This window comes from Streptomyces sp. NPDC034670 (assembly GCF_055574875.1).
On record NZ_JBVITR010000004.1, the window covers coordinates 99980 to 114475 of the forward strand.

The window sequence follows — 14496 nt, forward strand, 5'->3', positions numbered from 1 at the left end:
GGCACGTCTCCCGTTCTTTCCTGGGGGGGCCTGTGGTGTGTTTGTGGGGGGGTGGGGGGGTCGGGACCCCGCGGGGGAAAGGGGAGCGGGCACCCCCCCCCCCCCCCCCCCCCCCCCCCCGGCCGGGCGGTCAGGTCCGGACGTGGCCGTCCAGCGCGGCCAACGGAGTGTCCGCGAGACCCAACTCACCGGCTTTGTCGATCAGTTGCTGCAACCGACCGGTGTTCTCGCCGTCCGCGTTCATCAGCTTCATCAGCAGCGCGGACACCGTGAGGTTCTGCACGTCGGCCGTGGAGACGGAGCCCAGGACGCGGCTCAGGTCGTCGGTGAAGCCGGACGTGCCGTCCAGCCAGGGCCGGGCGAGGGCCTGGACGGTCTCGGAGCCGCGGACGAAGCCGTCGACGCCCTTGCCGAGCGCGACCGAGGACACCAGCCGGTCGAGGAACACCGACTCCCCGCCGACGATGTTGATGTCCGCGTTCTCCAGCCCGGTCGCCAGGACCGTGGCCTGCGCCTCGGCGACCTGCCGCTGCACCTCCAGTCCGGCGAGCCGGACGTCCTTCTCCGCCTCCAGCCGCAGCCGGTACTCCTCGTGGCCGCGCGACGCCTCGTCGAGGGCGGCCATCGCCGCCGCCTTCTCGGTGAGGCCGGCCGCCTCCGCCCGGAGCCGTCCGCCGATCGCCTCCGCCTCGGCCAGCGCCCTGGCCCGCGCCCCCTCGGCCTCGGCGCGCATCCGGGCCTCGGCGGCCTCGGCCTCGGCACGGCCCGCCTTCTCGATGACCTCGGCCTCCTTGTCGCGGACCTGGACGGCGGCCAGCCCTTCGGCGGCGGCCTCCGCCTGGACGCCCTCGGCCATCCGCAGCTTGGCCCGCGCCTCCAGGTCGGCGGTCTTCAGCCGGGCCTCGGCGAGCGCGATCTCCTCGGCGGCGCGGTGCGCGGCGGCCTGCTCGGCGGCCTCGGCGGCCTTGATGTCCTTGACGAGCCTCTCCTGCGCCTCGGCCTCCGCGGCGATGACCACGGCCTGGCGCTGCCGCTCCGCCTCCTCCACGGCCCGCAGCCTCTTGATGGACTCCTCCTGCTCGGCGACCGTGCGGTCCACCGCGACCCGCTCGCGGACGACCTCGGCGATCTCCCGCCGCTCCGCCTCGAGTTCCTTCTCCGCGGCGATCCGGGTCAGTTCGGTCTCCCGGTCCCGGGCGATGACCTCCAGCAGGCGGTCCTTCTCGATGCGCTCGCTCTCGACGGCGATGACCCGTTCGCGGTTCTTGGCGGCGACGGCGACCTCGCGGGCCTGGTTCTCCCGCTGCACGCCGAGCTGCTCCTCGGTGCGCAGGAAGGCGCTCTGCGCGCGCAGCCGCTCCTCCTCCACCACCCGCGCGGTCTCGGCCTCCTCGCGGGCCCGTACGGTCTCGATCTCCCGCCGCTGCTTGATCTCGGCGTCCGCCTGCCGGCGCTCCAGCTCCAGGATCGCCTCGCGCGCGTCGACGTTCTGCCGGGTGATCTCCTTCTCCTCGCCGCGCTGGGCCTCGTTGGTGCGGATGTGCTCCACGGCCGTCAGCTCGGTGATCTTGCGGATGCCCTGGGCGTCCAGGACGTTGCCGGGGTCGAGCTGGGTCAGCGGCGTCTGCTCCAGGTAGTCGATCGCGGCGTCCTCGAGGTGGTAGCCGTTCAGGTCGACGCCGATGACCTCGATGATCCGGTACCGCAGTTCCTCGCGCTTGGTGTAGAGGTCGGTGAAGTCCATCTGCTTGCCGACGGTCTTCAGCGCCTCGGAGAACTTGGCGTGGAACAGCTCCTGCAGGGTGTTCCGGTCGCTGGCCCGCGCGGTGCCGACGGCCTGGGCGACCTTGATGACGTCCTCCGCGGTCTTGCTGACCTTGACGAAGAACGTGATGCGGATGTCCGCGCGGATGTTGTCCCGGCAGATCAGGCCCTCCTTGCCGGCCCGGGTGATCTCGACGGTCTTCACCGAGATGTCCATCACCTCGGCCTTGTGCAGCACCGGCAGCACAACCTGCCCGGTGAAGGACACGTCGACCTTCCGGGTCTTGGAGACGATCAGCGCCTTGCCCTGTTCCACCTTGCGGAACAGCTTGGAGAAGGCGAACAGCACGACGAGTACGAACAGCAGGCAGACGCCGGCGAACACGGCGATGCCCACGGTGGCGGCATCCATGGGAGACGTCCTTCGGGGCTGACGGCCGGTCGGGAGAAGGTGGGACAGGCCGGAACGGGCAAGGACAACGGGTGAGAAGGCGAAGGGACTCGGCGGGACGGGCGGGCGCCGGGCCGGCGCCCCGGGTGTCGCGGGAGGGGCCCGGGGGCACGGCCGCGGGGCTCCGGCTCAGGCGGCGCGGTCGTGCGGGCGGGGCCGCCCGGCCCCGTCGCGGAGCGGACGCGGTGCGCCGTCCCGGTCCCCGGCGAGCGCGCGGGCGGACCGGGACGGGCCGGGTTCGTCCGGGAAGAGGCGGTGCAGCGGCCGGACGAACAGGCGGGTGAGCCGCCAGGAGACGAGCAGCGCGCCGCACGCGGTGAGGGGGCGCAGCAGTCCGGCGGCGGGCCCCTCGGGAAGGGCCGCGGCCAGCAGGACGCCCGCACCGGTGGCGAGGAGCCAGGCGAGGACCGTCAGCAGTGAGAACGCGACCGCGACCGGGGCCCCGCCCATCCCGAGGGCGCCGAGATCCGCGTCGGAGTCGAAGCTGCGGCTGCCGGCGACACCGGCGGCCACCAGCAGCCAGAAGCAGACCACCACGACGAGGGCGGCGGTGAACAGCAGGGTGGGCAGGCCCGTGGCGGCTTCCACGAACGTACGCACTTCCGTCCCCCCTTCCCCGCTCACGGCCGGTTTCCGCGGTGGCACCGCTCCCCTCCGGTTCCGGCACGGGTACCTGCCGGTACCCGGCACCGGAACCGTGTGCAGTGCTCCCCGCGGGCCATCTTTCCCCATCGTCTTCCGCCCACGCATTGCCGGATTCCGGCAATGTTCACTAGGATCTCCATGCCGGTGACGCGCTAAGGAGGCGTCAAAATCGAGGGGGACGACGTGACAGAGCGGGAGATCCCGGAGGAGTATCTGGACGGCTATGCCCAGATCCTGGCCGAGGTCGCGGCCACGGGCAGACGCCTCACCCGGGACGAGATCGCCTCCCGGCGGGCCCTGGGCGAACGGGCCGCGGAGGCGGGCTTCGGCCTGCGCGTCCTGGTCCGGGCCCACCTGTCCGCCGCCCGCGCGGCGTGGCCCCGCGGTTCCGACTCGGCCGACGGCGTCCTCGCGGCCGTCCAGCAGGTGGTGGACGTCTTCGCCGAGGGCTACGAGCGGGCCCAGCGCCTGGCGGTGCGTCAGGAGGAGGCGATCCGGCGGGAGTTCATCGACGACCTGCTCTACGGCCGCAGCGACCTGGGGCGGCTCGCCGAGCGCGCCGAACGCTTCGGGCTGCGGCTGTCCCACGAGCACGCGGTGGCCGTCGCCCGGGGAGCCGTCCCCTACGAGGAGGGCGACCCGGTCCCCCGGCAGGTGGAGCACTCCCTCTTCTCCCGGTTCGGCAACCGCAGCATCCTGCTCACCACCAAGGACGGGCGGCTGCTGTGCATCGCCCCCGGGCACCAGGAGGACGTCCTCCTCCACTTCGCCAAACAGGCGCACGCCGCCACCGACGGCGGGCAGGTCGCCGTCGGCCGCCCGCGGTCCGGGCCCGGCGGGGTCGTCCACTCCTACGAGGAGGCGCTGAACATCCTGGAGATCGCCGAGCGGCTGGAGCTGGACGATCCGGTGCTGCGCGCCGCGGACCTGCTCGTCTACCCCGTGCTGGCCCGCGACCGCCAGGCCATGGCCGACCTGGTCCGCAACACCCTGGGCCCGCTCACCACGGCCCGCGGCGGCGCCGAACCCCTCCTCGACACGCTCACCGCGTACTTCGACTCCGGCTGCGTCGCCGCGGAGGCGGCCCGCCGTCTCTCCCTGAGCGTGCGCGCCCTGACCTACCGCCTGGAGCGCATCCACAAGCTCACCGGCGCCGACCCCTCGGACCCGTCCCACCGGTACATGCTCCAGACGGCGGTGATCGGCGCCCGCCTGCTGGAGTGGCCGGCGAACGAGCTGTGAGCGGGGCGTGTCCGAGGCGCGCCGGGCGTGCCGCCGGGCCGCGGTCACCGGCCGGCGGCACGCCCCGCGGGGTCCGGCGCCGCCCGGCCCCCGTGGTCCGCGGGACGTCCCGGCGCGGGGTGCCGCGGTCCCCCGCCGTCAGCCGCGGGGGCGGCTCCGCCGGAGGGAGGTGGGGGGCGGCTCCTGCGGTGACGCGTCCGCAGCGGTCGTCCGGGAACCGTCCCGGAAGGGTCCGGGAACCGCCACGTTCCCCGGCGGGTCCTTCCGATGAGTTCGCGGCGGGAGCACGGTCATCCCTGTACGGCCCTTCCGGACCGTCCCCACCGATGCGGAGGTGCGCCATGTGTGCCCACCAGCCTTCCTGCCGGCAGACCGGATCCCCCGCCCCGCACGTGGTGGCCGCCCACCCCGAGCAGGGCTGGAGCCTGCTCTGCGACGGTTCGATCGTCTTCGACGACACCGGTGAGCTGCGCCCCGACGGCCGGGTGGTCGCCCCGCACCGGGCGCCCGCCGACCGCCTCGCGGCCGCCGCCTGATCCCGGCCGGGCGCCGCTCACCCCTGCGCCACGAACCACCGCAGGAGGGAGGCGAGGCGCTCCGGCCGGTCCTCGGCGATCAGCGTCCGCGTGTGCTTGAGCTCCACCAGCCGGCCCCGCGGCAGCAGCTCGGCCAGCCGGCGGCCGTGCTCGCGGGGCATCATCCGGTCCTCGGCCGCCCAGACGACCAGCGCGGGCCGGTCGAAGTGGCGCAGTCCCCGGGCGGCCTCGAGCAGCTCCGTCCGCCGGACGTGGGTCCCGTAGTGCCGGAAGTCCCGCCGGATCGCCGGGTCGGTGCGCAAGGGGCGCAGCCAGCGGTCGACGATCTCGTCCGGCACGGGACGCCTGGTGAGCGCCCCGAGGCCGAACGGCAGCCGGCGCAGCGGTTTCAGGCCCAGGACGCGGACCATGAGCGGGACGCCCCCGGGCACCCTGCAGGCCGCGGTGATCATCTTGCCGGGCAGGCCCGGCGGGTAGTTGTCGAAGGCCTCGCAGGAGATCAGCACCAGCCGCGCCAGCCGCTCGGGGTGCCGGGCCGCGACCGTCTGGGCGCGTCCGCAGTCGCTCTCGACGAGGGTGACGTCCCGCAGGTCCAGCCGCCGCAGGAACTCCGCGACCAGCTCGTTGACCAGGTCGGGCGTGGGCGGCCGGGTCATCGGCCTGCGGTGCGAGCCGTACGGCAGGGTCGGCGCGAGGAGCCGGTGGTCGGTGCGCAGTTCGGCGATCATCTTCCGCCAGACCGAGGAATCGTGCAGCAGCCCGTGCAGCAGGACGACGACCGGGCCCCCGCCCCCCGTGTCCTCGTACTCGACGGTGCCCGCGCTGAGCGTGATCTCCGGCATCCCTCCACGCTAAGGGCCGTCCGGCCGCTCAGGGCAGCAGCGCGAATCCGTCGAGCTCCACCAGCGCCCGTTCGTCCCACAGCCGGACCACCTCGACGACCGCCATCGCCGGGTAGTCCCGGCCCGCCAGCTCCCGCCACCGCCGGCCGAGTTCGCGGGCGTGGGTGCGGTAGGCGGCCACATCGGTGGCGTAGACGGTGACGCGGGCCAGGTCGGCGGGGGTGCCGCCGGCCGCGCGCAGGGCCGCGAGGAGGTTGGCCAGGGCCCGGGAGAACTGTTCGGGCAGGGTGTCGCCGACCACCTCGCCGGCGCCGTCGAGGGCGGTCTGGCCGGCCAGGAACACCGCCCGGGTGCCGGTGGCGACCACGGCGTGCGAGAAGCCGGCCGGCGGGCAGAGGCCGGGCGGGTTGACGCGTTCGGCGGTCACCGGTCCTCCAGGGTCCTGTACAGCTCCTTGGCGACGATGCCCCGCTGGACCTCGCTCGCCCCCTCGTAGATCCGGGGCGCGCGGACCTCGCGGTAGAGGTGCTCGAGCAGGTGCCCGCGCCGCAGGGCCCGGGCGCCGTGGAGCTGGACGGCCCGGTCGACGACGTACTGCGCGGTCTCGGTGGCCAGCAGCTTCGCCATGGCGGCGCGCCCCGGGACGTCCGGCGCGCCCGCGTCGTACGCCGTCGCCGCCGCGTACACCATCAGGCGGGCCGACTCGGTGCGCAGGGCCATCTCGGCGACCTGGTGGGCGACCGCCTGGAGGTCCTTCAGCCTCCCGCCGAACGCCTCCCGCCGGGCGGTGTGGTCGAGGGTCGCGTCCAGGGCCGCCTGGGCCATGCCGACCGCGAAGGCGCCGACGCTGGGGCGGAACAGGTTGAGGGTGCCCATGGCGACCCGGAAGCCGCCGTCCACCTCGCCGAGGAGGTCGTCGGCCGTCACCGGCACGGCGTCGAAGCCGAGGCTCCCGACGGGGTGCGGGCAGAGCAGGTCGAGGGCCGAGCCGGTGAGGCCGGGGCGGTCGGCCGGGACCAGGAAGGCGGTGACGCCGCGGGCGCCGGCGCCGGGGGAGGTGCGGGCGAAGACGGTGTAGAGGTCGGCCTCGGGGGCGTTGGAGATCCAGCACTTCTCGCCGGTGAGCCGCCAGCGGCCGGGGCCGTCCGGGCGGGCGGCGAGCGACAGCGCCGCCGCGTCCGAACCGGCCCCCGGCTCGCTGAGCGCGAACGCCGCGACCGCGCTGCCGTCGCCCACCCGGGGGAGCCAGCGGGCCCGCTGGGCGGCGGTGCCGTGGACGTGCACCGGATGGGCGCCCAGGCCCTGGAGGGCGAGGGCGGTCTCCGCCTCGGTGCAGACCCGGGCCAGGGACTCCCGCATCAGGCACAGGTCGAGGGCGCCGGAGGTGAACAGCCGGGGCAGCAGGCCGAGGGCGCCGAGCTCGGCGACGAGCGGGCGGTTGACGCGGCCGGGGCCACCCCTCCCCGCGAGCGGGCGCAGGCGTGCGGCGGCCAGGGAGCGCAACTCGGCGCACCAGGCGAGCTGTTCCGGTTCGAGCGAGAATGCGGCCACCGCCGGTCCCTTCCCTCGCCACTGGGCCGCCTTCGAGGCTATCGCGAACCGTTGACTGCCGTCACCAACGCGCTACGCTCCTGGGGCGAGCCCACCACGCCGAGGGGGCGGACCGACATGGACCCACGGGCCACCGCGCACGTCGACACCTTCGCCCGCGACCGCCTCCCGCCGGCCGGCGAGTGGCCCGAACTCCGCTTCGACCTGCCGGAGCTGGCCTACCCCGAGCGGCTGAACTGCGCCGCCGAACTGCTGCACGGCCCGCCCGGCGACCGCCCCGTCCTCCGCACCCCCGACGGCGGCGGCTGGACGTACGGCGAGCTGCGCGCCCGGGTGGACCGGCTGGCGCACCTGCTCACCGGCGACCTCGGGGTGGTCCCCGGCAACCGGGTGCTGCTGCGCGGCCCCACCACGCCGTGGCTGGCGGCCTGCTGGCTGGCGGTGCTGAAGGCGGGCGCGATCGCCGTCACCGTGCTGGACCTGCAGCGCCCGCACGAGCTGGGCACCATCTGCGAGATCGCCCGGGTCCGCCACGCCCTGTGCGACGCCCGGTCCGTGGCCGGCCTCGCCGAGGCCGGCGTCCCGGGCCTGACGATCGCCGCGTACGGCGGCGACTCCCCCGGCGACCTGCTGAACCGTCCGGCGCCCGGCACGCCCTACGCGGCCGTGGACACGGCGGCCGACGACGTCGCGCTGATCGCCTTCACCTCCGGCACCACCGGGCGGCCCAAGGGGTGCATGCACTACCACCGGGACGTGCTCGCGATCGCGGACACCTTCTCCCGGCACGTCCTGCGGCCGACCGCCGACGACGTGTTCGCCGGCAGCCCTCCGCTCGGGTTCACCTTCGGTCTCGGCGGGCTCGTGGTGTTCCCGATGCGGGCCGGGGCGAGCGCGCTGCTGCTCGAACGGGCCCGTCCCCCGCAGCTCCTGGCCGCGGTCGCCGAGCACCGGGTGACGGTGCTGTTCACCGCGCCCACCGCCTACCGGGCCATGCTCGGCGAACTGGACGGGCACGACACCTCTTCGCTGCGCCGCTGCGTCTCGGCGGGCGAGAACCTGCCGGCCGCCACCTGGCGGGCCTGGTACGAGCGCACCGGGCTGCGCATCATCAACGGCATCGGCGCCACCGAGCTGCTGCACATCTTCGTCTCCGCCGCCGACGAGCTGATCCGGCCCGGCACGACGGGGGTCCCGGTGCCCGGATGGCAGGCGCGCGTGCAGGACGCCGACGGCCGTCCCGTACCGGACGGGCAGCCGGGGCTGCTGGCGGTGCGCGGACCGGTCGGCTGCCGCTACCTCGCCGATCCGCGGCAGCGGGAGTACGTGCGCGACGGCTGGAACATCACCGGTGACACCTACGTCCGCGACCCCGACGGCTACTTCCGGTACGTCGCCCGCGCCGACGACATGATCGTCTCGGCCGGGTACAACATCGCGGGTCCCGAGGTCGAGGAAGCCCTGCTGCGCCACCCGGACGTCGTGGAGGCGGCGGTGGTCGGGCGGCCGGACGAGGCGCGCGGCCAGGTGGTGGTGGCGCACGTGGTGCTCCAGGAGGGCGCGCGACGGGACGCCGAGCGCCTGCGCGCCTTCGTGAAGTCCGAACTCGCGCCGTACAAGTGCCCCCGCGAGATCGTGTTCGCGGACGCGCTGCCGCGCACGGCCACCGGCAAGCTCCAGCGGTTCCGGCTGCGCGCCCCCGTGGGCACCGGCACCGGAGCTGACCAGGCGTGATGCCGGGGAACGGAACCGACCGGCACCGCCTAAGATGATCAACGTGTCCGACCAGCAAGCCCAGCACGCCCCGAGGTCCCTCATCGTCACGCTCTACGGCGCGTACGGCCGTTTCGTGCCGGGTCCGGTGCCCGTCGCCGAGCTGATCCGGCTGCTGGCCGCGGTCGGCGTGGACGCCCCCTCCGTCCGCTCCTCGGTGTCCCGGCTCAAGCGGCGCGGGCTGCTCGTCCCGGCCCGCACCGCCGAGGGCGCGGCCGGCTACGGACTCTCCCCGGAAGCCCGCCAGTTGCTGGAGGACGGCGACCGGCGCATCTACGCCGGCACACCGCCCGGGGACGAGGGCTGGGTGCTCGCCGTGTTCTCCGTGCCGGAGTCCGAGCGCCAGAAGCGGCACGTCCTGCGCTCCCGGCTGGCCGGCCTCGGCTTCGGAACGGCGGCGCCCGGCGTGTGGATCGCCCCGGCGCGGCTGTACGAGGAGACGCGGCACACCCTGGAGCGCCTGCGCCTCGACGCCTACGTCGACTTCTTCCGCGGCGAGCACCTCGGTTTCGCGCCCACCGCCGAGGCGGTCGCCCGCTGGTGGGACCTGGCCCGGATCGCCGAGCGGCACGAGGCGTTCCTGGAGCGCCACGCGGGGGTGCTGCGCGCCTGGGAGCGGCGTGCGGACACCCCGCCCGAGGAGGCCTACCGGGACTACCTCCTCGCCCTGGACTCCTGGCGCCACCTCCCCTACGCGGACCCCGGCCTCCCCGCCGCCCTGCTCCCCGACGACTGGCCCGGCGCCCGCTCGGCGGCCGTGTTCCGGGGCCTGCACGACCGCCTGCGGGACGCGGGGGCCGTGTTCGCGGGGGTGTGACCGCCGGCCGGGGGCCGGGGCGTCAGCCCCCGGGCGGCAGCCGGGGCCCGGGCGGGTCCGTGCGGCCGGTCCGCGGGGGCCGGCTCCCGGCCCGGTACGGTGCCGGCCAGTCGGCGCCGGGCCCGGTGTAGCCCTGCTCGGCCGCCGCGTGGAGCGTCCAGTGCGGGTCGTACAGGTGGGGGCGGGCCAGCGCGCACAGGTCCGCGCGCCCGGCCAGGATCAGGGAGTTGACGTCGTCCCAGGAGGAGATGGCGCCGACCGCGATCACCGGGACGCCCGCCCGGTGACGGATGCGGTCGGCGAACGGGGTCTGGTACGAGCGCCCGAACTCCGGCTCCTCGTCGGCCACCACCTGCCCGGTCGACACGTCGATCGCGTCGGCGCCGTGCGCGGCGAAGGCACGGGCGATCGCGACCGCGTCCTCGGCGGTGGTGCCGCCGGCGGCCCAGTCGGTGGCGGAGACGCGGACGGTCATGGGCCGCTCCTCGGGCCACACCGCGCGCACCGCGTCGAAGACCTCCAGCGGGAAGCGGAGCCGTTTCTCCGGCGACCCGCCGTAGGCGTCGGTGCGGTGGTTGGTCAGCGGGGAGAGGAAGCCGGAGAGCAGGTAGCCGTGGGCGCAGTGCAGTTCGAGCAGGTCGAAGCCGGCCCGCGCGGCCCGCGCGGCGGCGGAGACGAACTGCTCCCTGATGTCGGTGAGCCGGGCGCGGGACAGCTCACGGGGGACCTGGCTGCCGGGCTTGTACGGGAGGGGGGAGGCGGCGACGAGGGGCCAGTTGCCCTCGTCGAGCGGCTCGTCCATGCCCTCCCACATGAGCTTGGTCGAGCCCTTGCGCCCGCTGTGGCCGAGCTGCACGCCGATCGCGGTGCCGGGGGCCCGCGTGTGCACGAAGTCGGTGATCCGCCGCCACGCCTCGGCCTGGCGGCCGGTCCACAGGCCGGCGCAGCCGGGGGTGATGCGCCCCTGCGGGCTGACGCAGACCATCTCGGTCATCACCAGTCCCGCCCCGCCCAGGGCCCGGGCGCCCAGGTGGACGAGGTGGAAGTCGCCGGGGACGCCGTCCGTCGCGGAGTACGTGTCCATGGGGGAGACGACGACCCGGTTGCGCAGCGTCAGGCCGCGCAGCCGGAAGGGGGTGAACATCGGGGGCGTGCCGGGCGGGCAGCCGGACTCGCGCTCCACGGCCCCGGTGAAGCGCGCGTCGCGCAGCCGCAGGTTGCCGTGGGTGACGCGGCGGCTGCGGGTCAGCAGGTTGAAGGCGAACCGGCGGGGCGGCTGGCCGAGGTACAGCTCCAGGTCCTCGAACCACTCCAGGCTGGCCCGGGCCGCGCGCTGGGCGGACTCGACCACGGGCCGCCGCCGCGCCTCGTACGCGGTCAGCGCGCCTTGCACCGAGGGCCGCTCGCGCAAGGAGGCGGCCAGGGCCAGGGCGTCCTCGACGGCGAGCTTGGTGCCGGAGCCGATGGAGAAGTGGGCGGTGTGGGCGGCGTCGCCGAGGAGCACGACGTTGCCGTGGGACCAGCGTTCGTTGACGACCGTGCGGAAGGTGGTCCAGGCCGAGTCGTTGGACCTCAGCGGGCGCCCGCCGAGCGCGTCGGCGAAGGTCTTGGCGCAGCGCTCGATCGACTCGCCCCCGTCCATCCCGTCGAACCCGGCGGCCCGCCACACCTCCTCGCGCATCTCGACGATCACCGTGGACGCGCCTCGGTCCGGCGGCCCGGAGCGCCTTGACGCGGGGTGGCGGCCGGGCGAGGGGCGGGCGTAGGGGTAGCCGTGCAGCTGCATCACGCCGTGCTCGGTCTCGGCGGTCTCGAAGCGGAAGGCGTCGAGGGCGAAGTCGGCGGCCAGCCAGATGTAGCGGCAGCGGTGCACGGTGATCCGGGGCCGGAACACCTCGGAGAAGGCCGCGCGGGTGGTGCTGTGCACCCCGTCGGCGGCGATCACCAGGTCGTGCGTCCGCGCCAGCCGCTCCGCGTCCGGCGCCGCGGCCCCGAAGCGCAGCTCCACCCCGAGACAGCGGCAGCGCTCCTGCAGGATCCGCAGCAGCCGGCGCCGGCCGAGGGCGGCGAAGCCGTGTCCGCCGCAGGTGTGGCGCACCCCCCGGTGCACGACGTCGATGGCGTCCCAGCGCACGAAGTGCCGCCGCAGGGCCGCGTGGACCACCGGGTCGGCGTGCTCGATGCCGCCGAGCGTCTCGTCGGACAGGACGACGCCGAAGCCGAAGGTGTCGTCCGGGGCGTTGCGCTCCCAGACGGTGATCTCGTGGGCGGGGTCGAGGCGCCCCAGCAGCGCGGCGGCGTACAGGCCGCCGGGCCCGCCCCCGATGACGGCGATCCTCACGGCTACCGCCCCCGCCACTTCGGGGGGCGCTTCCCGGTGAAGGCCGCGTGGAACTCGGCGTAGTCCTCGCCCCTCATCAGGAGGGCCTGGGTGGCGGCGTCCAGTTCGACGGCGGCGGCCAGCGGCATGTCCAGCTCGGCCGTGAGCAGCGCCTTGGTCCGGGCGTACGCCAGTGCCGGACCGTCGGCCAGGCGGCGGGCGAGGTCCCGGGCGGCCTCGTCGGCGCCGCCCTCGTCGGCGAGCACGCTGATCAGGCCGATCCGCTCGGCCTCGGGCGCCCGCACCGGCTCGCCCAGCATGAGCAGGCGGGTCGCGTGCCCGAGGCCGACCACCCGGGGCAGCAGGTAGGCGGCGCCCATGTCGCCGCCGGACAGGCCGACCCGGGTGAAGAGGAAGGCGAAGCGGGCGCTGGGGTCGGCCACCCGGAAGTCCGCGGCCAGGGCGAGGACCGCGCCGGCGCCGGCCGCCACCCCGTGCACCGCGGCGACCACCGGGAACGGGCACTCCCGCACCGCCCGGACGACCTGCCCGGTCATCCGGTTGAAGTCGAGCAGCTGGGCGGTGTCCAGGGAGAGGGTCGCGCCGATGATCTCCTCGACGTCGCCGCCGGAGCAGAAGCCGCGTCCCTCGCCGGCCAGCACCAGGGCCCGCACGGACCGCTCCCGGGACAGCTCGGCGAGCAGGTCGCGCAGGTCGGCGTAGGCGCCGAAGGTGAGCGCGTTGAGCTTCTCGGGGCGGGCGAGGGTGACGGTGGCGACGCCGTCGGCGAGGTCGGCGCGCAGATGCTCCCAGCGGGCGGTGCGGGCGGCGGAGCCGGTGAAGGGACTCATGGGGCGGCCTCCTCGGGCGGGCACGGCACTGCTCACCGCAGCTCTACCCCGGAAAGCTGTTGTTCATTGGTGACTGCCGTCACGAATGCGCGACACCCGGTGCGGTCCACCGGTTCGACGCCCCCTCGCCGGGTCCCGGCGGGCGCGCCGTACCATTGCCGCGTGAAAGCAGGACAGCCTGCTCCCCGAACGGACCCGCTGTGCACGAACTCCCCCAGACCTCCGCTTCCTGGCGCGTCGCACTGCCGCACACCACCGCGGCGGTGCCGGTGGCGCGTGCGCTGGTCCGCACGGCGCTGGCCGAGCGGGAACACGCCGCCGACAGCGACACCGCGGAGCTGCTGACCGCCGAGCTGGTGGCCAACGCCGTGGAGCACACCTCGGGGAGGGGCCCGATCGAGCTGGTGGTGGAGCTGCTGCCGACCGGCTGCCAGGTGGAGGTGCACGACGCCGACCCGGCGCCGCCCGGCGACCTCACCCGCCCGGACCTCGAAGCGCCGGACCCCTGGCAGGAGCACGGGCGCGGACTGCTGCTGATCCGCACCCTGAGCTCGTCGTGCGGTCACCGCCCCACCGCGTCCGGCAAGGCGGTGTGGTTCCGGCTGCCGGCGATCCCGCGCCAGCGGCGCCCCCTCTGACCGGGTTCCCCCGTGGGCCCCGCCCCGCGGCGGGGCCGGCGCTCAGGCCAGGGTCGCCACCAGGACCGCCTTGATCGTGTGCAGGCGGTTCTCCGCCTCGTCGAAGACGACCGAGTGTGCCGACTCGAACACCTCGTCCGTCACCTCCAGCGAGGTCAGTCCGTGGCTCTCGTGCACCTCGCGGGCGACCGTCGTCCCCAGGTCGTGGAAGGCGGGCAGGCAGTGCAGGAACCTGACGTCCGGGTTGCCGGTGGCGCGCAGGACGTCCATGGTCACCGCGTACGGCGCGAGGGCGGTGATCCGCTCGTCCCAGACCTCCTTGGGCTCGCCCATGGAGACCCAGACGTCCGTGGCGACGAAGTCGGCGCCCGCGACGCCCTCGGCGATCTCCTCGGTGAGCGTGAGGCGGGCCCCGCTGGACGCGGCGAGCTCCCGGGCCCGGTCGACGACCTCCTGGGCGGGCCAGTAGGCCTTCGGGGCGACGACGCGGACGTCCATGCCCAGCAGGGCCGCGGTGACGAGGTAGGAGTTGCCCATGTTGAAGCGGGCGTCGCCGAGGTAGGCGAAGGCGATCTCCTCGAGCGGCTTGGCGCTGTGCTCGGTCATGGTGAGCACGTCGGCGAGCATCTGGGTGGGGTGCCACTCGTCGGTCAGACCGTTGTAGACGGGCACCCCGGCGTGCTCGGCGAGGGTCTCCACGGTGGACTGGGCGTCCCCCCGGAACTCGATCGCGTCGAACATCCGGCCGAGCACCCGCGCGGTGTCCTTGGCGGACTCCTTCTTCCCGATGTGCGAGCCGCTCGGGTCGATGTACGTCGTCGAGGCGCCCTGGTCGGCGGCGGCGACCTCGAAGGCGCAGCGGGTGCGCGTCGAGGGCTTCTCGAAGATCAGCGCGATGTTCCTGCCCCGCAGGTACCGGATCTCGGTCCCGGCCTTCTTGGCGGCCTTCAGCTCCGCGGCCAGCCCGAGCAGGGCGCGGAACTCCTGCCCGGTGAAGTCCAGCTCCTTGAGGAAGTGGCGGCCGGCGAGGGCGGTCGGGACTGTCGCCATGGGGCGCTCCAGGGGT

The 14496-nt window shown here is 74.9% G+C and carries 13 protein-coding genes; 5 read left to right on the forward strand and 8 right to left on the reverse strand.

Annotated features, from left to right (window positions below):
* Window positions 1–130 precede the first annotated feature (130 nt).
* The gene (locus ACZ56B_RS04290) at window positions 131–2176 is read right to left on the reverse strand and encodes an SPFH domain-containing protein (RefSeq protein WP_468786083.1); all 2046 of its coding nucleotides are present in this window, start codon (window positions 2174–2176) and stop codon (window positions 131–133) included.
* 168 nt (window positions 2177–2344) lie between these two features.
* A complete protein-coding gene (locus tag ACZ56B_RS04295; RefSeq protein WP_468786085.1) occupies window positions 2345–2815 on the reverse strand; it encodes a hypothetical protein in 471 nt (156 codons plus the stop codon).
* Window positions 2816–3043: 228 nt separating this feature from the next.
* Between ACZ56B_RS04295 and ACZ56B_RS04300 the strand changes: the two genes are divergently transcribed.
* Together ACZ56B_RS04300 and ACZ56B_RS04305 are read left to right on the forward strand one after the other, a co-directional pair.
* Entirely contained in the window at window positions 3044–4102 is a 1059-nt protein-coding gene (locus ACZ56B_RS04300; RefSeq protein ID WP_468786087.1) for a PucR family transcriptional regulator, read from the forward strand.
* A 341-nt stretch (window positions 4103–4443) separates the two neighbouring features.
* Window positions 4444–4638 (forward strand): DUF5999 family protein, encoded by a 195-nt coding sequence (locus ACZ56B_RS04305; protein ID WP_468786089.1) that lies wholly within the window; start codon window positions 4444–4446, stop codon window positions 4636–4638.
* 17 nt (window positions 4639–4655) lie between these two features.
* Here the strand turns inward: ACZ56B_RS04305 and ACZ56B_RS04310 are convergent, their stop codons facing one another.
* Genes ACZ56B_RS04310 through ACZ56B_RS04320 form a run of 3 tightly spaced genes read right to left on the reverse strand, consistent with a single transcriptional unit; the run spans window position 4656 to window position 7031 of the window.
* Window positions 4656–5480 carry an alpha/beta fold hydrolase gene (locus ACZ56B_RS04310; RefSeq protein WP_468786091.1) on the reverse strand — a complete coding sequence of 275 codons (825 nt, stop codon included), beginning with the start codon at window positions 5478–5480 and terminating at the stop codon, window positions 4656–4658.
* A gap of 28 nt (window positions 5481–5508) precedes the next feature.
* On the reverse strand, window positions 5509–5907 hold the full coding sequence (locus tag ACZ56B_RS04315; RefSeq protein ID WP_468786093.1) for a RidA family protein: 399 nt from the start codon (window positions 5905–5907) through the stop codon (window positions 5509–5511).
* Window positions 5904–7031: an acyl-CoA dehydrogenase family protein gene (locus ACZ56B_RS04320; RefSeq protein ID WP_468786095.1), complete on the reverse strand. Its 1128-nt coding sequence runs from the start codon at window positions 7029–7031 to the stop codon at window positions 5904–5906. Before ACZ56B_RS04320 ends, ACZ56B_RS04315 begins: the two co-directional genes overlap by 4 nt.
* A 117-nt stretch (window positions 7032–7148) precedes the next feature.
* Between ACZ56B_RS04320 and ACZ56B_RS04325 the strand changes: the two genes are divergently transcribed.
* A complete protein-coding gene (locus tag ACZ56B_RS04325; protein ID WP_468786097.1) occupies window positions 7149–8765 on the forward strand; it encodes an AMP-binding protein in 1617 nt (538 codons plus the stop codon).
* A gap of 34 nt (window positions 8766–8799) precedes the next feature.
* On the forward strand, window positions 8800–9621 hold the full coding sequence (locus ACZ56B_RS04330) for a PaaX family transcriptional regulator (RefSeq protein WP_468786099.1): 822 nt from the start codon (window positions 8800–8802) through the stop codon (window positions 9619–9621).
* A gap of 22 nt (window positions 9622–9643) precedes the next feature.
* Here the strand turns inward: ACZ56B_RS04330 and ACZ56B_RS04335 are convergent, their stop codons facing one another.
* Both ACZ56B_RS04335 and ACZ56B_RS04340 read right to left on the reverse strand, forming a co-directional pair.
* Window positions 9644–11980: a bifunctional salicylyl-CoA 5-hydroxylase/oxidoreductase gene (locus ACZ56B_RS04335; RefSeq protein ID WP_468786101.1), complete on the reverse strand. Its 2337-nt coding sequence runs from the start codon at window positions 11978–11980 to the stop codon at window positions 9644–9646.
* Window positions 11965–12792, reverse strand: a complete 828-nt coding sequence (locus ACZ56B_RS04340; protein ID WP_468786103.1) for an enoyl-CoA hydratase family protein — start codon at window positions 12790–12792, stop codon at window positions 11965–11967. The genes ACZ56B_RS04335 and ACZ56B_RS04340 overlap by 16 nt, the downstream gene beginning before the upstream one ends.
* A 200-nt stretch (window positions 12793–12992) precedes the next feature.
* On the opposite strand from ACZ56B_RS04340, the gene ACZ56B_RS04345 reads away from it, so the two are divergent.
* Complete coding sequence (locus ACZ56B_RS04345; protein WP_468786105.1) at window positions 12993–13430, forward strand: ATP-binding protein; 438 nt, start codon at window positions 12993–12995, stop codon at window positions 13428–13430.
* Window positions 13431–13472: 42 nt separating this feature from the next.
* Here the strand turns inward: ACZ56B_RS04345 and argF are convergent, their stop codons facing one another.
* Window positions 13473–14480, reverse strand: a complete 1008-nt coding sequence (gene argF, locus ACZ56B_RS04350; RefSeq protein WP_468786107.1) for an ornithine carbamoyltransferase — start codon at window positions 14478–14480, stop codon at window positions 13473–13475.
* Between the last annotated feature and the right edge of the window lie 16 nt (window positions 14481–14496).